Origin of the sequence: Microcella indica, from assembly GCF_013414345.1 — a bacterium.
GTDB classification, from domain to species: domain Bacteria; phylum Actinomycetota; class Actinomycetes; order Actinomycetales; family Microbacteriaceae; genus Microcella; species Microcella indica.
The window spans coordinates 24,043-45,157 of the sequence record NZ_CP058670.1 but is presented as its reverse complement, the minus strand read 5'-3'; the positions used below and the strand labels follow the sequence as shown (position 1 = coordinate 45,157).

General features: G+C 71.5%; 18 protein-coding genes and 1 tRNA gene. 8 read left to right on the top strand and 11 right to left on the bottom strand.

Features of this window, described 5'->3' with window-relative positions:
* Positions 1–36 precede the first annotated feature (36 nt).
* The 3 genes from HUJ41_RS00210 to nucS are packed head-to-tail and all read left to right on the top strand — an operon-like array spanning position 37 to position 2,841.
* Positions 37–1,296: an MFS transporter gene (locus tag HUJ41_RS00210; protein WP_218925617.1), complete on the top strand. Its 1,260-nt coding sequence runs from the start codon at positions 37–39 to the stop codon at positions 1,294–1,296.
* 9 nt (positions 1,297–1,305) lie between these two features.
* Entirely contained in the window at positions 1,306–2,136 is an 831-nt protein-coding gene (locus HUJ41_RS00205) for an SDR family NAD(P)-dependent oxidoreductase (RefSeq protein ID WP_179872860.1), read from the top strand.
* Between the two features lie 9 nt (positions 2,137–2,145).
* Positions 2,146–2,841 (top strand): endonuclease NucS, encoded by a 696-nt coding sequence (gene nucS, locus HUJ41_RS00200; RefSeq protein ID WP_179872859.1) that lies wholly within the window; start codon positions 2,146–2,148, stop codon positions 2,839–2,841.
* A gap of 42 nt (positions 2,842–2,883) precedes the next feature.
* Here nucS and HUJ41_RS00195 read toward each other — a convergent pair whose 3' ends face one another.
* A complete protein-coding gene (locus HUJ41_RS00195; RefSeq protein ID WP_179872858.1) occupies positions 2,884–6,150 on the bottom strand; it encodes a fibronectin type III domain-containing protein in 3,267 nt (1,088 codons plus the stop codon).
* A gap of 188 nt (positions 6,151–6,338) precedes the next feature.
* On the opposite strand from HUJ41_RS00195, the gene HUJ41_RS00190 reads away from it, so the two are divergent.
* Positions 6,339–6,992 carry an HAD hydrolase-like protein gene (locus HUJ41_RS00190; RefSeq protein WP_179872857.1) on the top strand — a complete coding sequence of 218 codons (654 nt, stop codon included), beginning with the start codon at positions 6,339–6,341 and terminating at the stop codon, positions 6,990–6,992.
* A 42-nt stretch (positions 6,993–7,034) separates the two neighbouring features.
* Here HUJ41_RS00190 and HUJ41_RS00185 read toward each other — a convergent pair whose 3' ends face one another.
* The 3 genes from HUJ41_RS00185 to HUJ41_RS12680 are packed head-to-tail and all read right to left on the bottom strand — an operon-like array spanning position 7,035 to position 9,658.
* Positions 7,035–8,066: an NAD(P)/FAD-dependent oxidoreductase gene (locus HUJ41_RS00185; protein WP_179872856.1), complete on the bottom strand. Its 1,032-nt coding sequence runs from the start codon at positions 8,064–8,066 to the stop codon at positions 7,035–7,037.
* The gene (locus tag HUJ41_RS12685) at positions 8,067–8,597 is read right to left on the bottom strand and encodes an isoprenylcysteine carboxyl methyltransferase family protein (protein WP_246299256.1); all 531 of its coding nucleotides are present in this window, start codon (positions 8,595–8,597) and stop codon (positions 8,067–8,069) included.
* Complete coding sequence (locus tag HUJ41_RS12680; RefSeq protein ID WP_191151316.1) at positions 8,594–9,658, bottom strand: type III polyketide synthase; 1,065 nt, start codon at positions 9,656–9,658, stop codon at positions 8,594–8,596. The genes HUJ41_RS12685 and HUJ41_RS12680 overlap by 4 nt, the downstream gene beginning before the upstream one ends.
* Positions 9,659–9,719: 61 nt before the next feature.
* Here HUJ41_RS12680 and HUJ41_RS00175 point away from each other — a divergent pair, with 61 nt between their 5' ends.
* From HUJ41_RS00175 to HUJ41_RS00160, 4 genes are all read left to right on the top strand, one after another.
* Positions 9,720–11,051 carry an MFS transporter gene (locus HUJ41_RS00175; protein WP_179872855.1) on the top strand — a complete coding sequence of 444 codons (1,332 nt, stop codon included), beginning with the start codon at positions 9,720–9,722 and terminating at the stop codon, positions 11,049–11,051.
* A 97-nt stretch (positions 11,052–11,148) separates the two neighbouring features.
* Positions 11,149–12,849: an aldehyde dehydrogenase family protein gene (locus tag HUJ41_RS00170; RefSeq protein ID WP_179872854.1), complete on the top strand. Its 1,701-nt coding sequence runs from the start codon at positions 11,149–11,151 to the stop codon at positions 12,847–12,849.
* Positions 12,850–12,851: 2 nt separating this feature from the next.
* A complete protein-coding gene (locus HUJ41_RS00165) occupies positions 12,852–14,684 on the top strand; it encodes a GMC family oxidoreductase N-terminal domain-containing protein (RefSeq protein ID WP_179872853.1) in 1,833 nt (610 codons plus the stop codon).
* A 125-nt stretch (positions 14,685–14,809) separates the two neighbouring features.
* A complete protein-coding gene (locus HUJ41_RS00160; protein ID WP_179872852.1) occupies positions 14,810–15,211 on the top strand; it encodes a winged helix-turn-helix transcriptional regulator in 402 nt (133 codons plus the stop codon).
* A 13-nt stretch (positions 15,212–15,224) separates the two neighbouring features.
* Here the strand turns inward: HUJ41_RS00160 and HUJ41_RS00155 are convergent, their stop codons facing one another.
* The 7 genes from HUJ41_RS00155 to HUJ41_RS00125 form a co-directional block, all read right to left on the bottom strand.
* Complete coding sequence (locus tag HUJ41_RS00155; RefSeq protein WP_179872851.1) at positions 15,225–17,525, bottom strand: heavy metal translocating P-type ATPase; 2,301 nt, start codon at positions 17,523–17,525, stop codon at positions 15,225–15,227.
* Between the two features lie 3 nt (positions 17,526–17,528).
* Positions 17,529–17,927: a heavy-metal-associated domain-containing protein gene (locus tag HUJ41_RS00150; protein WP_224744496.1), complete on the bottom strand. Its 399-nt coding sequence runs from the start codon at positions 17,925–17,927 to the stop codon at positions 17,529–17,531.
* Between the two features lie 45 nt (positions 17,928–17,972).
* Entirely contained in the window at positions 17,973–18,521 is a 549-nt protein-coding gene (locus HUJ41_RS00145) for a YaeQ family protein (RefSeq protein WP_179872850.1), read from the bottom strand.
* 52 nt (positions 18,522–18,573) lie between these two features.
* A complete protein-coding gene (locus HUJ41_RS00140; protein WP_179873797.1) occupies positions 18,574–19,566 on the bottom strand; it encodes a GlxA family transcriptional regulator in 993 nt (330 codons plus the stop codon).
* 56 nt (positions 19,567–19,622) lie between these two features.
* On the bottom strand, positions 19,623–20,321 hold the full coding sequence (locus HUJ41_RS00135; protein ID WP_179872849.1) for a DUF4386 family protein: 699 nt from the start codon (positions 20,319–20,321) through the stop codon (positions 19,623–19,625).
* Between the two features lie 14 nt (positions 20,322–20,335).
* Entirely contained in the window at positions 20,336–20,668 is a 333-nt protein-coding gene (locus HUJ41_RS00130; RefSeq protein ID WP_179872848.1) for a hypothetical protein, read from the bottom strand.
* Positions 20,669–20,867: 199 nt separating this feature from the next.
* Positions 20,868–20,954: transfer RNA gene (locus HUJ41_RS00125), tRNA-Leu, on the bottom strand.
* Between the last annotated feature and the right edge of the window lie 161 nt (positions 20,955–21,115).

The window sequence follows — 21,115 nt, the reverse complement described above, 5'->3', positions numbered from 1 at the left end:
ACCTCACCACCGCAGTCCCTCCCACGAAAGGTCGCAGTGAGCGCCACCCCTTCCTCCCGCACAGCGCGCCCGGGCCGCCCGAGCCTCGCCGCCTGGCGTCTCGCGGTCTTCGTGGTCTTCGCGATCAACGGTCTCGCCATGGCGAGCTGGTTCGCGCGCACGCCGGCGATCCGGGATGCGCTGCAGGTGCGCACCGACGAGTTCGGGGTGCTCATCGCGGGCATGGCGGTCGGGTCGATCGCGGGCCTCCTCGGCTCCTCCCACGTGATCGCCCGCATCGGCACGCGCGCGACGCTCCTGGTCGGCCTCGTCGTGAGCATGGGGTCGATCGCCCTGCTCGGCATCGGCTCCGCGGCTTTCGGCTCCTACCCGCTCGTCCTCGTGGCGCTCGTGCTGTTCGGGGCGACGACGGGCATCATCGACGTCGCGATGAACGTCGAGGGCGCGGGCGTCGAGCAGGCGCAGGGTCGCAGCATCATGCCCTGGTTCCACGCCTCGTGGAGCCTCGGCACGATCGTCGGCGCCGCCGCGGCCGCCGGGCTCGCGGCGATCGGTGTGGGCCTCGACGCCCACCTGCTCGGCATGGCCGCGCTCGGTCTCATCGCGAGCATTCTCGCCGTCCGGCATCTTCCCCGCCATCGCGCACTGCCGGGGCTCGACGATGACGGACCAGGCCCCGAGCGCTCGACCTTCGCGGAGCGCATGGCGATCTGGCGCGAGCCGCGCACGCTCATCATCGGCGCGATCGTGCTCGGCATGGCGTTCGCGGAGGGCAGCGCGAACGACTGGCTCGCCCTCGCGATGGTCGACGGCCGCGGTGCGGACGAGGCGACGGGCGCCCTGGCCTTCGGCGTCTTCGCGACAGCGATGACGACCGGTCGCATCGCGGGCGTGTGGGTGCTCGACCGCTTCGGCCGTGTGCCGGTGCTGCGCGCGAGCGCGCTCCTCGCCATGGTCGGCCTCGCGCTGCTCATCCTCGTCGACCACCCGGTGGCGGCGGGCATCGGCATCTTCGCGTGGGGCCTGGGGGCGTCGCTCGGCTTCCCCGTGGGCATGTCGGCGGCGGCCGACGAGCCGTCGAAGGCGGCGGCGCGCGTGGCCGCGGTCGCGACGGTCGGCTACTTCGCGTTCCTCGTCGGGCCGCCCCTCCTCGGCTTCCTGGGCAAGCAGTTCGGCCTGCTGAACGCCTTCTGGGTGGTGCTCGTGCTCATCGCGGTCGCCTTCGTCGCGACGCCGGCCGCGCGCGAGCGCGGCGCATCCCGGCATGCGACACCGGTTCGGGATGCCCCGCACTAGCCTCAGCCCATGACAGGTTCGCCCCGCTCGCACTCCGCCCTGCCGCTCGACCTCGATCTGAGCGGCCGCACGGCGCTCGTCACGGGGTGCGGATCACCCAGCGGCATCGGCTTCGCCACCGCCCGCGCGCTCGCGCAGCGGGGTGCCCGCGTCGCCATGACGGCGACGACCGAGCGCATCGAGGCCCGGGTCGCCGAGCTGCACGACGAGGGCCTCAACGCGGTCGGCGTCGTCGCGCGGCTCGAGACCGAGGCCGCCGCGATCGCGGCCGTGCGAGCCGTCGTCGAGGCGGTGGGCGCGCCGAGCATCCTCGTCAACAACGCCGGCATGGTGGCGACCGGCGAGGAGATGCCGCGGGGCGACATCGGCATGAGTGTGGAGGAGTGGCGCAGCGCGGTCGACGTCAATCTCACGAGCGTCTTCCTCGTCACGCGTGCGGTCGTCGCGGGCATGCGCGACGCCGGCTGGGGCCGCATCGTGTCGGTCGCCTCGACGACGGGTGCCGTGCAGGCCGCGCGCGACGACCTCGGCTATGCGACCGCCAAGGCCGGGGTGCTCGGCTTCACCCGGGCGCTCGCGGTCGACGAGGCGCGCCGCGGCATCACGGTCAACGCCGTCGCTCCCGGGTGGATCGCGACGGGCTCGCAGCTGCCGCAGGAGGCCGAGGAGGGCGAGCTCGTGCCGCTCGGCCGTAGCGGCACCGCCGAGGAGGTCTCGAGCGCGATCGCGTGGCTCGCCTCCCCGGGCGCGAGCTACGTGACGGGGCAGCTCATCGTCGTCGACGGTGGGGGCTCCGTCATCGAGGAGCGCCGCCCGGGCCTCTGGGCCCGACAACCGTAGGCTGAACGGATGCGTCTCGTCATCGCCCGCTGCTCCGTCGACTACGCGGGCCGACTGAGCGCGCACCTGCCTCTCGCGACGCGCCTGCTGATGCTCAAGAACGACGGCAGCCTGCTCGTGCACGCCGACGGCGGCAGCTACAAGCCCCTCAACTGGATGAGCCCGCCGTGCACGCTCGCGATCGAGCAGCCAGACGACGACCAGGCCGAGGCCGGCGTGGTCGAGCTGTGGCGCGTCACGCACGTCAAGACCGCCGACCTGCTGGTCGTGAGCATCCACGAGGTTCTGCACGACACGGCGCACGACCTCGGGCTCGATCCGGGCCTGCAGAAGGACGGCGTGGAGGCGCACCTGCAGAAGCTCCTCGCCGAGCACATCGAGCTGCTCGGCGAGGGCCACGCTCTCGTGCGCCGCGAGTACATGACGGCCATCGGCCCGGTCGACATCCTCGCGCGCGACGCGAGCGGAGCATCCGTCGCCGTCGAGATCAAGCGCCGCGGCGGCATCGACGGCGTCGAGCAGCTGACGCGCTACCTCGAGCTCATGAACCGCGACCCGTTGCTCGCTCCCGTCACGGGAGTGTTCGCGGCTCAGGAGATCACGCCGCAGGCGCGCACGCTCGCCGAGGACCGCGGCATCCGCTGCCTGCTGCTCGACTACGACGCGATGCGCGGCCTCGACGACGGAGTGCCCCGGCTCTTCTGAGCCGAGGCACTCCGTCGAAACGAGGTCAATCCGAGCGAGTGATCACGCTCGCACGGCGGTACGGCGGCGCCCGACCGCGACGAGCATCGTGCCGAGCAGCAGCAGGGCGACCATGCCCAGCGCCGCCGACTCCGATGCTGCCGCGCCCGTGGAGGCGAGTGCGGCCGCCGGGGTCGCCATGACGACGATGCCGGTCGTGAGGCTGCGCACCTCGCCGCCCGCGGCGACGCCGTTGAGCTGGATCGTGTGCTCTCCGACCGCGATGCCGCCGGGCAGCGGAAGGGTCGCCGAGAAGCGGCCGCCCGAGTCGACGAGGAGCTCGCCGAGCAGGTGCGGTGTCGAGAACAGCCACACGTCGACGGTGCTGCCGGGCAGGAATCCGCTTCCGGAGACCCGCACCGAGCCGTCCTCGGTCACGATGAGCCTGCCCTGGGCATCCACGGGGAAGCTGCCGCCGTCGGCGTCGTACGCGGTGAGCGTCATCGTGAACCCCTCGCCCGTCATCGTCGTGGTGTCGCCGTCGACGGTGATCACGACCTCCTGCGGCACGCCGTCGACGAGCAGTGTGCCGGTGCCGGGCGGCGTCGTCGGGATCTCGGGCACGAGCCCGCCGCCGTCGTACACAGGCCGAACCTCGGGGGTTCCCGTCGCAGGATCGCTCGCCGCGCCGGGACCCGCCTCATTGACGGCACGGATGAGGATGCTGTGCTCGACGTCGTTCGTCAGGCCCCAGGCCTGCACCCGCAGGCCGGTGTCATCCATCGTTGCGCTCGACCACATGACGCCGTCGTCGATCGAGAACTCGTACCCGGTGATCGGCGCTCCGCCGTCGAAGGCAGGTGCCGCGACCGTGAGGATGAGGCTGCGGTTGCCCGGGTCGACCCCGTCGATACCGGGTGCGTCCGGCACGGTGCGCGGCGTCGCGGTCGCCGTGCCGCTCGGGGCACCGTCACCCGCCTCGTTGAGTGCCGAGACGCGGAACGTGAGGGACTCGCCGTTCGTGAGACCTGCCACACGGAGCGTCGTGTCGGTGGAGCCGGTGTCGGCGACCACGACGCTCCAGGTCTCGCCGTCCGTCGTCGACTCGATGCGGTACCCGCTGACCGGGTTGCCGCCGTCCTCGAGCGGTGCCGTCCAGCTGAGGTCGACCGCCTCGTCGTCCGGCGCCGCGGCCAGGTCGAGGGGAGCATCCGGCACGGTGCGCGGGGTCGCCGTGGCCACCGTCGACGCGGGACCGGCTCCCTCGGCGTTGAGCGCGATGACGCGCACGGTGTAGGGAGTGCCGTTCTCGAGCTCCCCGATCGCGAAGGTCGTGGCGGTCGATTCGGTGTCGTCGACAGCGGTCGTCCACTCCTCGCCGTCGGTCGAGATCTGCACGCGGTAGCCGAGGATCGGCAGGCCTCCCGTGTCGGCCGGGGTCGACCAGGTGACCGTGAGAGATCGATCGTCCGGTGAGGCCGCGACGTCGCTCGCCGCGCCCGGTACATCGACGGGGGTGGCCTCGGCAGTGCTCGACGGCGCACCGGTGCCGGTCGCGTTGATCGCCGAGACCCGGAAGGACATGGGCACGCCGTTGGTAAGGCCGCTGACCGTGTGCTCGGTGCTCGCGCTGCCGGTGTCGGCGACGAGCGTCTGCCAGGCCCCTCCGTTCGCAGCGCCCTCGATGCGGTAGCCGCTGATCTCCGAGCCTCCGAGCCACTCAGGCGCCGTCCAGCTGAGCGCCGCCGACTCCGGACGCGGCGAGGCGGCGAGGAGCGTCGGGGAGCCGGGTGCCGTGTCGGGCACCGAGACGCGCAGCGTGATCTGACCGGCGTCCGTGAGACCGAGCGCGTCGACGCTCGCTGCGAAGACCTCCTCGTCGTCGATGAGGCGCGCATCGATGGCGTCGTCGTGCGCCTCGAACAGGTAGGCGCCGCTGGCGGAGTCGAGGCGCAGTGTTCCGTACTCGCCGGTGACGTACTCGGTGTACTCCTGCTCACCGATCGTCACGACCTCGGCGGTGCCGCCCGTGAGCGAGTAGGTGCGGGGGTCGTCCTCGGGGTCGGTCGCGAGCAGGGTGCCGGTGAGCGGCGTGCGAGTCTCGGGGCCCTCGGCGTTCGTGAAGGTCGACGGCGCCGGGTCGACGAAGGTCGGAGCGTCGTCCACGGGCGTGATGTCGACCGAGACCTGGCCGGTGCCGATTCCCGTCGAGTTGCTCTTCGCCGCGATCGTGATGGTACGGCTCGTCGGGGGGTTGTCCGACTGGTTCTCGTACTGCAGCTTGCGCGCGATGTCCTGCACGACGGTGTCGTTGACCTTGGTGCCGAAGACGCGAACGTTGTCGATGTAGAGCGAGGCTCCTGCGGCCTGACCGCACGTGGCGTCGTAGGTTCCGGAGACGAAGACGAAGAGGTACGTGCCCGAATTCGGAATCACCGTCTCCTTCGTCGTCCACGCGGTGTTGCCGCCTCCGGTCGCGTCGAGCACCTCGATCTGCGTGCCGTTCTGATCCACGATGTAGCCGAAGACGTGATAATCGTCGTCACCGGCGAAGGCCCGCCAGTCGAAGTAGATCGAGTCGCCTGCGCCCGACTCGAAGGGGTCGCTGTACACGGCGGGGCCGTGGACGACGTCGCACCCCTGCCTCGTCCAGATGCCCGACGATTCGAGGCGCAGAGCGTAGCCGCCCTGGCTGGCCTGCGAGCTCTGAATGTAGGCGTTGTAGGAGCCGAGAGTGTCCGGAACGTTGTTGTCCTGGTTCGGCGTGTTGCCGGGGTAGGTCGAGGTGTCGGTCGGCACGCGCCCGGCGATGGAGGTCACGCCGAGGTCGATGCGCTGGTTCATGGTCGTCCAGCCCGTGAGGGTCGAGGTCTCGAAGCTGGGGTTGGTGAACTCGCTCGTGAAGTTGACACGCAGAGGCTGGCCGTTCTGCCCGTTGCGCACAGGGTCGACGGAGCCGACCGGGTCGGCGGTGGAGCCGTTGCCGAGGTACACCGCGGTGCCGACGATCGAGATGACGCCGTTCGCCGTCGATGCGCTACCGGTCGTCATGAGTGAGAGCGACTCGTACGAGGTTCCGCTGTCGACGGTGAAGTCGAGGTACTCCCCCGCATAGGCGGTTCCGCCCGTGATGGTGACGTTCTCCGCCACCGGCACGGGAGGCTCCTGCTCTGTGTAGGAGGCGGGCGAGCCGCTGTTCGAGACGGACGGTGCCGCGCTCGCGCCCGTGGCAGGGAAGGCGACGAGCGCCGCGATGAGGCCGGTGGACGTGAGGAGCCCGAGGTGCTGCCGACGTCGGCGCCCCCCGTGGGTCGACGTGGTGGTGCGCATGGTGCTGTTCCCCCTTGCTGCAGCCGCTCGTGCGGCCACCGCGCCACGCCGTGCCCTCCCCCGTGGACGGCGTACTGCGACGTGCGCGCGTTCCCCGACGGTATCGAGAATATGAACTGAATTCGCGACCCCAATGCGGGGCACCCCCGAACGCGGGGGCCTCGGCTCGGGCGCTCTAGGCTGGCGGGATGCCCCACTACTCGGCGATCCTGCTCGATCTCGACGGCACGGTCACCGACTCCGCCCCCGGCATCACCGACACGCTCGCGTGGACCTTCACCCAGCTCGGGATGCCCGTGCCCCCGCCCGAGGAGCTCCTCCGGTACGTCGGCCCACCGTTGCTCGACTCGTTCCGCGACCGCGCCGGCCTGACCCTCGAGCAGCGCGAGCGTGCCCTCGAGGTGTACCGCGAGCGCTACCTCGACCGCGGCGCCTACGACTCGACCCTCTACCTCGGCATGGGGCTGCTCGTGCGCGACATCGCCGAGGCGGGCATCCCGCTCAGTCTCGCGACCTCGAAGCCGGAGACTCCCGCGACGCTCATGCTCGAGCACTTCACGATCGCCGAGCATTTCGACATCATCACGGGCGCCTCCGAGGACGAGGTGCGCAGCGCGAAGGCCGACGTCGTGGCCGAGGCGCTCGTGCGACTGCGGGCCATGGATGCCGACCTCAGCCGCCCCGTCATGATCGGCGATCGCATCCACGACATCGAGGGGGCCGCGGTGCACGGCATCCCGACGATCGCCGTGACGTGGGGCTACGGCGACGACGAGGAGCACCAGCACGCCCGCGCGATCGCCCACGACGTGGAGGAGCTGCGCGCCCTGCTCGGCCTCTGACCCCCGGGCCAGAGCGCTCGGGCAACGGAAAGCCCAGGCCGCTCAGCGCGCGAGACGCTCCACGACCGCGCCGAAGACGCTGGGCAGGCGCGCGGCCGTCGGCACGATCAGGCCGCGCGCCGGTGACGTCGCCGCCGCGAGCAGGCCCGCGGTGAGCACGCGGAAGTCGCGCGTCGCGCGCGCCCACGCCCGCTCGTAGCCGGGCAGGTCGTCGGCGGCGAGCCGGTCGGCGAGCACGCTCGCCTGCGCGAAGCCGACGCGCAGGCCCTCCCCGGTGAGCGCGTCGACGTAGCCCGAGGCGTCGCCCACGAGCGCGATGCGCCCCGCCGTGCGCGCCGTGCTGCGCTGCCGCAGCGCTCCCGCCCCGCGCAGCTCGCTCGCCGGGGCGGCCCCGTCCAGTCGCGCGCGCAGCTCCGGCGCCCGCGCGATCGTCGCGTCGAGGTCGGCGGGCTTCCCGCCCAGCACCGCGACGCCCACGGTGCGCTCGTCGACGGGCGTCACGTACAGCTCGGCGTCGTCGAGGTAGGTGACCTCGACGAGGTCGCTCCACGGGGCGATCGAGTAGTGGCGCCGCAGCCCGAAGCGCGGTGCACGCGAACGCCCCCGAGGCGCACGCGACTGCAGGCCGGCGAGCTCGCGCACGCGGGAGTGCAGGCCGTCGGCCCCCGCGAGCCAGCGGGCGCGCATCCCGTTCACCGTCACTCCCGCGTCGTCCTGCGCGATCTCCTCCGCCTTCTCGGCACGCACCTCGATGCCCGCCGCCTCGACGCGCTCGCGCAGTGCCGCGTGCAGCACGAGCCGGCGCACTCCGCGACCGGGGGCGCCCGCGAAGCGGTGGGCGACCTCCCGGCGCGCATCCCGATACCGGATGCCCGCGATCGGGTGCCCCACCGGGTCGACGCCGAGCGTGCCGAGGGCCGCGAGCGCTCCCGGCATGAGCCCCTCGCCGCAGGCCTTGTCGATCGGACCCTCCCGCGGCTCGAGCACGACCGGCGTGAGGCCGCGCGCGTGCACCTCGAGCGCGAGCGCGAGGCCCACCGGCCCGCCGCCGACGATCGCGAGGTCGGCGTGCATTCAGCTCTCGCGCAGAGCGGCGAGCGCGCGGTTCTCGGTGGGGATGCGGAAGCCCAGGAGCAGGATCGCGTTGAGCACCGTGAAGACGAGCGCCGTGATCCACGCGGAGTGCACGAGAGGCAGCGCGATGCCCTCGATCGCGACGATCCAGTAGTTGGGGTGTCGCAGCCACGGCCAGCGGTACGGCCCGCGCGTCACGCGGGTCGCGCCGGGCACGACGATGACGCGCGTGTTCCACTGCTCGCCGAGCGCCCAGATGACCCAGTAGCGGCCGGCTTGGCACAGCAGGGCGATGACGAGCATGGGCCAGCCGACCGCGCCGAGGAACGGGCGGTCGAGGAGCACGACTTCGGCGATGCACGCGAGGAGGAGCCCCGTGTGCAGCACGACCATGGCGGGAAAGTGTCCGAGACCGTGCTCGACGCCGCCGCGCGAGAAGGCGAGGGCCGCATGGCGCTTCGAGATGACGAGCTCGACGAGGCGCTCGATGCCGGTGAGAAGCACCAGGCCGACGTACAGGACGACGCTCACGACCACTCCAGCAGCACGAGCTCGGCGGTGACCCCGGGGCCCAGGGCGAAGAGAAGGGCGCGGTCTCCGGCGGGCCGCTCTCCGACGGCCGCGAGCACGTGCAGTACGGCCGCCGACGACATGTTGCCCGTGCGCTCCATGACACCCCAGCTGATGTCGAGCGCCGCGGGCGCGAGCTCGAGGGAGTCTGCGAACGACTCGAGCACGCGGGGCCCGCCCGGGTGGGCGATCCACACGTCGATGTCGTCGCGCTGCCAGCCCCGCTCGGCGAGCAGTTCGTCGACGCCGGCCGCGAAGTGGCCGCCGATGAGCGCGGGCACGCCCGCCGCGAGCATGAGGCGAAAGCCCGCGCTGCCGATCTGCCAGCCGATCATCTCGGCGCTGTCGGGGTAGAGGGCGCTGCGGCTGCCGACGACGCGCGGCAGCGCGGTGCTGCGCCCGGTCGCGAGGGCATGCTCGTCGCCGACCATGACGACGGCCGCCGCGCCGTCGCCGAAGATGCCGGTGCCGACGACGTTCGCCATCGAGTGGTCGTCCCACTGCAGGGTGAGCGAGCACAGCTCGACGCTCACGAGCAGGGCGACTCCCTCGGTGTGGCCGGCCAGGTAGTCGGCGACGCGCGCGATGCCCGCGGCTCCCGCCACGCAGCCGAGCCCGAAGCTCGGCACCCGCCGCAGGTCGGAGCGAAAGCCCATGCTCGTCGCCAGGAGCGCGTCGAGGGAGGGGGCGCCGAGCCCCGTCACGGTCGTGAAGAACAGGTGGTCGACGTCGTCGACGCCCACACCCGCCTCCTCGAGGGCGACCCGCACAGCGCGCTGCGCGAGCGGCAGGGCGTGCTCGACGAAGAGCTCGTTGGTCTCGGTGAAGCCGCCCAGGCCCCGGTACTCGTCGAGCGGCAGAGCGAGGTGCCGGGTGCGGATGCCGCTCGAGGCATGGATGCGCTCCATGACCGAGCGCGTGCGGTCGTCCTCGGTCATCCCCGCGGCGAGCGCCGCCGTGATCTCCTCCTGGGCGTGCTCGTGATCCGGCAGCGCTGGGGCCACGGAGAGGATGCGCGCCATTCGCGCACGCTAGCAGGGCAGGGTGAGGATTCGGCCACGTATTCAGCACACCGTAGGCTCGATGATCGTCCGTCCCGACGCACCCACCTCGCATCAGGAGACCCTCATCGGCAGTCCGCCCAGCACGACAGAGATCCCGCTGCCGCTGAACCCCTCGACCGAGCCCGTGCCGGTCACCCGACGTCGGCCGCGCGGTCGACTGTGGTGGTGGGGAGTCGTTGTCGGGGCCGGGATCGTCTCCGGGCTCACAGCTCCCGGCCAGACCGCGGGCCTCAGCCCGCTCGTCGACCCGCTCATCACAACGCTCGACATCACCCGCACCGAGATCAGTACGGCGTACCTCATCGGCACTCTGGCCGGCGCGGTGGCGCTGCCGTTCATCGGCCGCGCCCTCGACCGCTGGGGCGCCCGCTCGGTCATGATGATCGTCGGCGTGGTCTTCGCGCTCCTCCTCGCCGCGGCGAGCTTCGTCACCGACATCTTCGGCCTCACGGGCGCCTACGCAGGGTTGCGCATGGCGGGCCAGGGGGCTCTCTCCCTCACGGCGGTCACGATCGTCGCCCGCACAGTCACCCACCGGTCTGGCCTCGCGCTCGGCATCACGAGCGCGATCGGCTCTGCCGGCATCTCGCTCGCGCCCCTCGGCGTCGAGCGGCTCGTCGCCGCGAGCGATGTCGCGACGACGTGGCGCATCGAATCGCTCGCGGTGCTCGCGATCGTGCTGCCGATCTCGCTGCTGCTCCCCCGCGACGCCCCGGGGCGGAAGGGCTCCGAGCGGCCCACCGAGGCCCCCGCCGAGGGCTGGGATCTTCGGCCGGCCCTGCGCACCGGCATGTTCTGGGTGCTCACAGGCGCGATCTTCTGCACCGGGATGCTCACCACGGCACTCGCGTTCCACCAGATCTCCATCCTCGGGCAGCAGGGCTTCTCGACCGTCGAAGCGGCCGCAAACTTCGCGTACCAGACCATCACGGCCCTACTCGCGACGCTCGCCGTCGGCTCTCTCGCCGACCGCATCGACCCGCGCTGGGGGGTCGTGTTCTCGATGGCGATGATGGCGGGCACGCTCCTCTTCCTTCCCTTCGTGGAGAGCGGTGTGCTCGGCATCCTCTACGGGCTCATGCTCGGCGCCGCCGGCGGCGGGCTGCGGGGCATCGAGGCCGCGGCCTTCGTGCGCTACTACGGTCGTCGTCGCATCGGAACGATCCGCGGGGTCGCGACCTCGATCGGTCTCGCCTCGACGGCGCTCGGCCCTCTCGTCTTCGCGCTCGGCTTCGGGGCCACGGGCAGCTACATCGAGACCGCTCTCGTCTCCGCGCTCCTGCCGCTCGGCATTCTCATCGCGGCGATCGTCGTGCGTGCTCCCGTCGCGTCGTCGGCTCCGGTTGACTAGCGCCGAGCATCCCCAGCCCTGACCCTCGAACCGCGCCGAGCGGTTAGGCTCGACGCGCCCCGCCTTCACCGACGAACGCGCCCTCGAAGGAGTCTGTGTGCCCCCGTCGAACGCCGATCACTCACCCCGTGTGGATGCCCTGCGCGCGGGAGCGCAACGGTGGGTCGAGCTGCCCCTCGCGAGCAAGCGCGACCTCCTGCGCAGCGTGCGGGCCGCCACTCTCGCCGCCGCAGCCGACTGGGTGCGCACGGCCTGCGAGATCAAGGGCATCGACCCCGATTCTCCGGCCGCGGGTGAGGAGTGGTCGACGGGCCCCTACTCGCTCATCACGGCGACGAGCGCGATGGAGAAGACCCTCAAGCTGCTCGACGCGGGGCGCTCCCCCGTGTCCGAGGTCGAGATCGGCCGGGCTCCTGGAGGCCGCACGACTCTGCGCGTCTTCCCCTACGTGGCGAAGGATGCCGTCCTGCAGGACTACGAGGCGCGTGTGTGGCTGCGACCCGGCGTCTCGCTCGACGAGGTGCGCGCCGGCATCGCGCGCGAGCTGCGTCGACGCGACCCCCAGCCGCGACTGACGCTCGTCCTCGGGGCCGGCAATATCACCGCGATCCCCGCCCTCGACGTGCTGAGCGCGCTCTACCAGGAGAACTCGGCCGTCCTCGTCAAGCTCAACCCGATCACCGACCCGTTGCGGCCGGCGCTCGAGGCCGCGTTCGCGCCGCTCATCGACCTCGGTGTCGTGGCGGTCGTCTCGGGCGACCGCGACCTCGGCGAGGCTCTCGTCACAGACGATCGCGTGGATCGCGTCCACCTCACGGGCAGCCGCCACACCCACGATGCGATCGTGTGGGGTGACGGTGAGGATGCCGCCCGTCGCCGCGCGGCGGGCGAGCCCCGGCTCTCCAAACCCGTCACGAGCGAGCTCGGCGGCGTGGGCCCGGCGATCATCGTGCCCGAGGAGACCTGGAGCGACGACAACGTCGACGCCGTCGCCCGCGACATCGCGACGCAGCGCCTGCACAATTCGGGGTTCAACTGCGTGGCGACCCAGATCGTCGTGATCCCGGAAGCCTGGGGCAAGGCCGATGCCTTCGTCGACCGGCTGCGCCACCACCTGGCGATCGCACCGACGCGGCCCGCCTACTACCCGGGGGCTTCGAGCCGGCAGCTCGCCGTCGTCACCGTGCACCCGCACGCCAATGTGCTCGGCGGCGACCCGAACGTGCCCCGCACCCTCGTCGATCACCTCGACCCGCTGGACGCGGACGAGCACCTGTTCACGCAGGAGGCGTTCGGGCCCGTGCTCGGCGTCGTGCGGCTGCCCGGCACGCGCGAGCCCGAACCGTACCTGGCTGCGGCGATCGAGTTCGCCAACGAGCGCCTCGCGGGCACCCTGAGCGCGAGCATCCATCTTCATCCGACCACGCGGGACGCCCTGGGTGTCGCCTTCGACGACCTCGTCGCGCAGCTGCGCTACGGAACGATCGGCATCAACGCGTGGGGCGGCACCGTCTTCGGGATGCCCGGAGGCACGTGGGGCGCCTTCCCCGGCCACACCCTCGCCGAGGTCGGCAGCGGCCTCGGCATCGTGCACAACGCCCTGCTGCTCGACCCCGACCACGTGGAGCGCACCGTCGCGGAGGGGCCGTGGCGCGCGCATCCCACCCCCCTCTGGTACGTCGGCAACCGCACCGCGCACGTGACCGCCCGCCGCCTCACGCGTTTCGCGGGCATCGACTCGTGGGCGATCGCCGCCCCGATCGGTGCCGCCGCGCTCGACAGCTACCGCAAGGGCTGAGGGTGACGACCGCGCCCGAGCACGAGCGGCACGTCGATGTGCTCGTCATCGGCTCGGGGTTCGGCGGCGCCGTCGCCGCGCTGCGCCTCGTCGAGAAGGGATACTCGGTCGCCGTGCTCGAGGCCGGTCGCCGGTTCGCCGATGACGAGTTCGCGCGCACCTCGTGGAGTCTGCGCAAGTACTTCTGGGCTCCCGCGCTCGGCCTGCTCGGCATCCAGCGCATCCACCTGCTCGACGACGTCATGATCCTCGCGGGCGCGGGCGTCGGCGGTGGCTCGCTCGTCTACGCCAACACGCTCTACCGACCGTCGAGCGACGCGTTCTACCGCGACCGGCAGTGGGCTCACATCGCCGACTGGCGAGCCGAGCTCGACCCCTACTACGACCAGGCCTCGCGGATGCTCGGGGTCACGACCAACCCCACGATCACGCCCGCCGACGAGGTCATGCAGAAGGTCGCCGCCGACCTCGGCGTCTCCGACACCTTCCGCCGCACGCCCGTGGGCGTGTTCTTCGGCGAGGGCGCTGGTGTCGAGTCGCCCGACCCGTACTTCGGCGGTGCCGGCCCGGCCCGCGCCGGCTGCCGCGAGTGCGGCGAGTGCATGACGGGCTGCCGCCACAACGCGAAGAACACGCTCGTCAAGAACTACCTGCACCTGGCCGAGGCGGCTGGCGCACAGGTGCACGAACGCACCACGGTGACCCGAGTAACCCCCCGCCGCCCCCACCCCGAACGGGACAAATCTGGCGCACAGGGGCGCGTGCCCCACGCCCCAGCGCCGATTCGCGCCAGATCTGGCACAGCTGGGGCGGGTGGGTACCTCGTGACCACGCGTGCAACCGGCGCCGGGCGGCGCAGCGAGCGGCGGTGGACGGCCGACCAGGTGGTCGTCGCGGCGGGAGCCTGGGGCACGCAGCAGCTGCTGCACCGCATGAAGGCGGAAGACCATCTGCCGGGCATCTCCGACCGGTTGGGCACGCTCACCCGCACCAATTCGGAGGCCCTCGGCGGAGCATCCACGGCCCTGCGCCGCAGCCGCGGCGTCGACTACACGCGGGGCGTCGCGATCACGTCGTCGATCCACCCCGACGAGCACACGCACGTGGAGCCCTGCCGGTACGGCCACGGCTCGAACGCGCTCGCCCTGCTCGCGACGCTCGCCGTTCCCGGCGGCCGCCGCACCCCGCGCTGGCTCCTCTGGATCGGCCAGCTGCTGCGCCACCCCGGCCGCGTCGCCTCGATGGCGTTCGGGCTCGGCAGCTGGTCGCGCCGCTCGATCGTCGGCCTCGTCATGCAGACCCGGGACAACTCGCTCACGGTGCGCGCGAGCCGCGGCGCCTTCGGGCGCTTCCGCCTGAGGTCGCAGCAGGGGCACGGCGAGCCGAACCCCACCTACATTCTGCAGGCGAACGAGACCTACGCACTCATGGCGAAGCACATGAACGGGTTCCCGCAGTCGGGCATCAGCGAGGTCGTCGACGTGCCCATGACGGCGCACTTCCTGGGCGGCTGCGCCATCGGCGACTCCCCCGAGTCGGGAGTCGTCGACGCGTACCACCGCGTCTTCGGGCACGAGGGCCTGCACGTCGTCGACGGCTCGGCGATCTCGGCGAACCTCGGCGTGAACCCCTCGCTCACGATCACCGCGCAGGCGGAGCGCGCCTTCGCCCTGTGGCCGAATCGCGGCGAACGGGATGCTCGTCCCGCGCTCGGCGAGCAGTACCACCCCGTTCCGCCGGTCGCTCCGCGGTCGCCCGTGGTGCCGCCCGGCGCTCCCGCCGAGTTGCGCCTCCCCGTGCCGCTGGGCATCCCGCGCGTCGGCCGGAAGGCTTAGAGGGTCTCCCCGAGCCTGCCGCGCGGGGATTGCCTTGTGCTTCGCAAGTAGAGTACCGAGTGAGCCGCTTGCCACGTGCAGCAGACGTGTGCGACAGTGCGGCCCGATAGGGGGATCCTCAGCCCATGAGCAGTGACCTGCGTTCCGGGTGCCCGATCGCGGCGTCCCTCGACATCCTCGGCGACCGGTGGACCCTCGTGGTCCTGCGCGACATGCTCCTGGGCGGCAGAACCCGATTCTCAGAGTTCGCCGCCGACGAGTCGATCGCGACGAACATCCTCACCGACCGGCTCCACCGGCTCGTCGACAGCGGGCTCGTCGAGAAGAGGGCCGACCCGGATGACGGCAGGCGAGTGATCTACCGTCCCCTGCCTCCCGCCATCGACCTGATACCCGTCTTGGCCGAGCTCGTCGCCTGGGGCAGCCGCCACACCGCCGTTCCCGAGAACCCGGCCTTCGCGGCGTTCGCGAACCCCGGCACCCGTGCAGCGGCCGTCGCCGCGGTGCAGTCGAGGCTCAGGGCCTAGGCCGGCGAGGGGCTCACCGCAGCTGGGGGCGGAACCCGCGCAACCGCAGCGAGTTCGTCACGACGAACACGCTCGAGAACGCCATCGCGAGCCCGGCGAGCAACGGGTTGAGCAGCCCGAGCATGGCGATCGGAATCGCCGCGACGTTGTAGCCGAAGGCCCAGAACAGGTTGCCGATGATCGTGCGCAGGGTGCGCCGTGCGAGCCGGATGGCGTCGACGACGACGAGCAGGTCGCCGCTCACGACGGTGAGGTCGGAGGCCGCCATGGCCGCATCGGTGCCGCCGCCCATGGCGATGCCCAGATCGGAGGCGGCGAGCGCGGCAGCGTCGTTGACGCCGTCGCCGACCATCGCCACGACGTGACCGTCGGCCTGCAGCTGTCGAATGACGTCGAGCTTGCCGGCGGGCGTCACGCCCGCGCGCACGTCGTCGATGCCGAGCTCGGCCGCGACCGCCGCGGCGGCTCCCGCGTTGTCGCCCGTGAGCAGCACGGGCGTGAGCCCGAGCGCCCCCAGGCGCGAGAGTGCGAGCACCGAGGTCGGCTTGAGCGTGTCGCCGAGAACGATGACCCCGGCCACGGCTCCGTCGACCGCGACGACGATCGGCGTCGCACCCTGAGACTCAGCATCCGTCACGAGTGAATCGTCGACGGGCACAGCCCACTGCTCGCGCAGCCACGACGCCCGGCCGATCGCGAGCGCGTGCCCGTCGACGACGGCCGTGACGCCGGCGCCCGCGTGCGACTCGAAGCCCTCGGCCGGCAGCAGCTCGAGCCCTGACGACCGTGCGTGGTCGACGACCGCCCGGGCGAGGGGATGCTCCGACCCGTCTTCGGCAGAGGCTGCGAGCACGAGCATCCGATCGCGATCGATGCCGCCCGCAGCCGTGACCGAGCGCACCGCCATGTGCCCGGTCGTGACGGTGCCGGTCTTGTCGAGCACGATCGTGTCGATGCGGCGCGTGCGTTCGAGCACCTGCGGGCCCCGAATGAGGATGCCCAGCTGCGAGCCGCGCCCCGTGCCGACGAGTAGCGCGGTCGGGGTCGCGAGTCCGAGGGCGCACGGGCACGCGATGATGAGCGTCGCGACCGCCGCCGTGAAGCCGATCTCGACCGAGTCGGCGACGACGATCCACGCCAGGAGCGTCACGAGCGCGAGCAGGAAGACGATGGGCACAAAGATGCCCGAGACTCGGTCGGCGAGCCGCTGCACGTCGGCCTTGCCGGTCTGCGCTTCTTCGACGAGGCGCGCGAGGCGCGCGAGCTCGGTGTCGGCGCCGATGCGCGTCGCCTCGACGACGAGACGGCCACCGACGGCGAGGGTGCCGCCCACGACGCGGTCGTCGACCGTGACGTCGACGGGCACCGATTCGCCCGTGAGCAGAGACTGGTCGACGCTCGAGGCGCCCTCGATGACGAGGCCGTCGGTCGCGATGGTCTCGCCGGGGCGCACGACGAAGCGGTCGCCGACCTGGAGCGCGTCGACGGGCACGCGCACTTCGACGCCGTCCCGCAGTACGGTCGCCTCGCGCGCGGCGAGATCGAGCAGGGCGTCGAGCGCTTCGCGTGACGAGCGCTTGGCGCGCGCCTCGAGGTAGCGCCCGAGCAGGATGAAGACGGTCACGGCGGCGGCGACCTCGAGGTAGATCTCGTGGGCTCCCGCCTCGGGCGTGCCGAGCAGCTGCAGCTGCATGGTCATGCCGGGCATGCCGGCCTCGCCGAAGAAGAGCGCGTACACGCTCCAGAGGAAGGCCGCCGTCACGCCCACCGAGATGAGAGTGTCCATGCTCGCGATGAAGCGGCGCGCGTTGTGCAGCGCGACGCGGTGGAAAGGCCACGCCCCCCACACGGCCACGGGCGACGCGAGGGCGAGCACGAGCCACTGCCAGTTCGTGAACTGCAGCGCCGGGATCATCGACAGCACGAGCACGGGCACCGTGAGCACCGTGGAGATGAGGAGCCGCTGCCGCAGCGCGCCGAGCTCGTCGGGCGCGCTCAGCGCGGCGCCGTTCCCGTCGTGATCTCCGGATGCTGCGCTCACCTCGCGCGGGACGACGAGCGTCGCCGAGTACCCGGCCTTCTCGACCGCCGCGATGAGCGCGTCGGCGTCGAGCTGCTCTGCCGCGCCCGCGGCCGCGCGCACGCTCGCCTTCTCGGTCGCGTAGTTGACCGTGGCCTCCACGCCGGGCACCTTGTTGAGGCTGCGCTCGATGCGGTTGGCGCACGAGGCGCACGTCATGCCCGTCAGGTCGAGCTGCAGGCCGGCGGGCTCGGTTTCGGCGCCCACCGCGGGCCGAGCATCCGTGGTGCTCATGGTCTAGAGCAGTGCGTAGCCGGCCTCGTCGACCGCTGCGCGCACCTTCTCGGGGCTGATCGAGGCGCTCGAGCGCACTGTCACGCGCGAGGCGCCGTCCTTCTTGAGCACGATCTCGACGGCGTCGACGCCCTCGATCGCACCGACCTCCTCCTTGACGGACGAGACGCAGTGGCCGCACGTCATGCCGGTCACGAGGTATTCGACGGCGAGACCGCCGGGGGCCGTGCCGTTGCCGATGCTGGAGACACGTGCCTCCGAGGTCGCAGTCTCGGTGGCTGCGGCGTCAGCACCGCCGTCGCCGTGACCGCACATGCAGGCTCCGCCACCGCAGCATCCGCCGGCGGCGCTCTGGTCGCCGAGAAGGTTGAGAGAGTTCTGGGGCATGCCGTTGGTGTCCATGCGCCCCATTGTGGCATACCCCCTAGGGGTACTCAAGGGCTCGCATCACGAGGACGGGTCGAGAGGGTGCTCGTGCACGACCGAGCTCAGCGTCACCCCGTTGAGCTCGAGGTACAGCTGCCGCTCCGTCACCGACACCGTGAGGGTGTTGCGCCGCTCGAGCGCCGCAACCGCGGCGTCAATGAACCCGGGGTCGAAGCTGTACAGCACGATCGCTGACGCCTCGTGGATCTTCTTGCCCACCCAGGGCGCCATGACCTTGCCGGGGTCGCGGTGCGTATAGACGGCGGTGCGCTCGGCGAGCTTGCTGCCGTGATGCAGCCGCGCGGCATCCGGAGCCCCCACCTCGATCCAGGCCGTCAGGCGCCCCGTGCGATCGCGCACTATCACGGCGGGCTCCTCGGTCGAGGAGAGCCCCTCGCTGAAGGCGATGCCTTCGGTGTGCTCGAGGCAGTACGCGAGAACGCGCGTGACCATGTAGGCCTCGGTCTCGGAGGGGTGCCGGGCGACGCGGATGCTCAGCTCCTCGTACACGCCCCGATCGACATCGGCGAGCGACCCCGTGAAGGTGTGCACCACTGCGCCCGCTGCCATGCGGTCGAGCCTACGCGTCGGGCGAGGAGCGGGGAGGCGGCTCGAGGAGCGTTCAGGGCTCGACCGGCATCGTCGGCCGCGAGAACCGTTCGCGGTACTCGGTGGGCGTCACACCGAGCACGCGCTTGAACGATCGATGGAGAGTCTCCGCGTTGCGGAAGCCGGTCTGATACGCGACGGCCGCAATGCCGTCCTCGGTGAGTTCGAGCAGCCGGCGAGCGGCATCCAACCTGGCGCTCTCGACATACCGAGCGGGGCTCGTGCCCACCTCGGTCGTGAAGCGACGCTGAAAACTCCGCTCGCTCATGCGGGCTCGCTCGGCGAGCGCCCGCACCGTGAGGTCTGACTGCAGATGATCAGAGATGTACGCGAGCAGATCGGCCATCTCCGAGTGCTGCGACGATTGCGCCGCGAGATGCACGGAGTACTGCAGCTGTCCTCCCGCACGCCGCAGGTACACCACGAGGCAGCGCGCGACATCGGCGGCGAGGGCGCTGCCGTGATGGGTTCGCACGATCTCGAGTGCGAGATCGATGCCGGCCGTGACCCCGGCCGAGGTCCAGACGCCGTCGTAGTGGAAAATGCGGTCCGCGTCGACCTCCACGTCAGGATGCGCGGTCGCGAGGGTGTGCGCGAGCGCCCAGTGCGTCGTCGCACGCCGACCCTCGAGCAGTCCCGCGCGGGCGAGGAGCAGGGCGCCCGTGCAGATGGACCCGACCTCGCCGCTGCGACGTGCCAAGGCGGCGAGCGCGGAGACGAACTCCGGGTTCTCTGCCGCGGCTTCCACCTCGAGGCCGCCGGCGACGAGCAGCACGTCGGCGACGAGTTCGGCGTCGTCGACCGCTCGCGTCGCATACAGCGCGGGCCCCGCTGCCGTGGCGACGGGCCCGGGCTGAGTCGCGGCGATCTCGACGGTGTAGGGAGGATCTGATGTGCCGGATTGCGCGGCGACCCAGTTGGCGAAGTAGAACACATCCGCGGGCCCGAAGACGTCGAGACCCTGCACGTTGTCGAATGCGACGATGACGACCCGGCGGTGACGCACGTCACCATCGTGGGAGGCGCCACCGCCGGTGTCAATGGACACTCGGTCTCAGGAGATCAGGCCGACGTGCTCGCGAGAGGTGCAGCCGCGGGGGCCCTCTCGTGGGCTGGCCGCAGGTACCAGAGAGCGATTCCGACGAGTGAGAACCACACGATCATGGCTACCCCGAAGGCGGCACCGGCATCCGCGAAGCCCGGCACGACGGTCACGAGACCCGGGATGCCGGCAAGGATGCCGATGGCACAGATCCACCGGGGCAGGGCGCGCCCGACCCACGCGGCGAGGCTCGCGGCGATGACCCACACGGCGCCGATGACCTCGTTGCCGCCGCCCAGGCCGTTGCCGACCGTGTCGACCGCGCGCCAGAGCTGCTGGGCACCCTCCGCGTCGGTGCTCGCCAGGCTGGAGACCGTCGAGAGCCCGACTCCGATGACCATGCCGGCCGCGATGATGACCCCCGCCCACAGCAGACCGAAGACGAGTGCGACGCGCGCAAGCTGGCCCGCTCGCTCGTGGGTCACCCGGTCTCGGAGGGCGATCGTGAGCGGCACCATCACGATTCCGAACACAATCGTGATGACGATGTTCCAGAGGATGAGCGTCTGCTCGTTCTCGACGAGGAGCGGCACGGCGACCGCCGGATCATCCGTCGACACGTAGTCGTTCAGGCGGGTGAGGGCGAGGAGGATTCCGAAGACGAAGGTTCCGGCGGCGGTCGACGCCGCGGCACCTCCCACTTTCTGGAGGGTGTTCATGGTTGTTCTCTCTTTCAGGACGGACGCCGCGCACGCGCTCCCGCGGTCGCGGAGACGCGCGCATCACGCGGGCGGCGAGGGGATGGTGTGGTGCTGTCGCCGGCAAGGGCCGACATGATCGCTGTGCCGGAGAGACCCCACGCGAGGGTCGCGACGAACGCGGCGGCCGAGACCCACGTCTCCCACCCCACGCCCGCGCTCCCCTCGCGCGCCGCGCGATGAATCGAGAGGAGCGCGACGAGCCCGGTCAGCGAGCAGGCGAGGGTGGCGATGACGGTGAGCCCTGTCCGCAGCGCGCGCGTCATGCTCGCCACGCGCTGCTCGAGTTCGGTCACGTTCTCCTGCACGCATCCACTGTCTCGAGCGCGGGAGGGTGGCGCTACGACAGATGATTGACGAAGTGCGCCACGTGGGGTGGGGGGAAGCGCCGCGCGGGACGTGTGCCGCAGGCGAAGAGGTGTCGACCCTCGAGGCCGCCGGGCCGTGAGGCGCGTGCCGTCGACCGAGAGTCACGTGCGACCCGTGCGACGAGCCATCCTGCACCTGTGGTGCGCGAGGGGGGACTTGAACCCCCACGTCCTTTCGAACACTGGCACCTGAAGCCAGCGCGTCTGCCAATTCCGCCACTCGCGCGCAACGTCATCGTGCTCGATTCGTGGACGGCCGAGCACCGTGTCGTCAACCAGGTGACATTATCACAGCGCACGCCCACCTCCCGTTCGGCCCCTAGTACCTGCGCCGACTACCATCAGAGGGTCGTCGGCGCCCATGCAGGTGCTTCCACCACGATCATC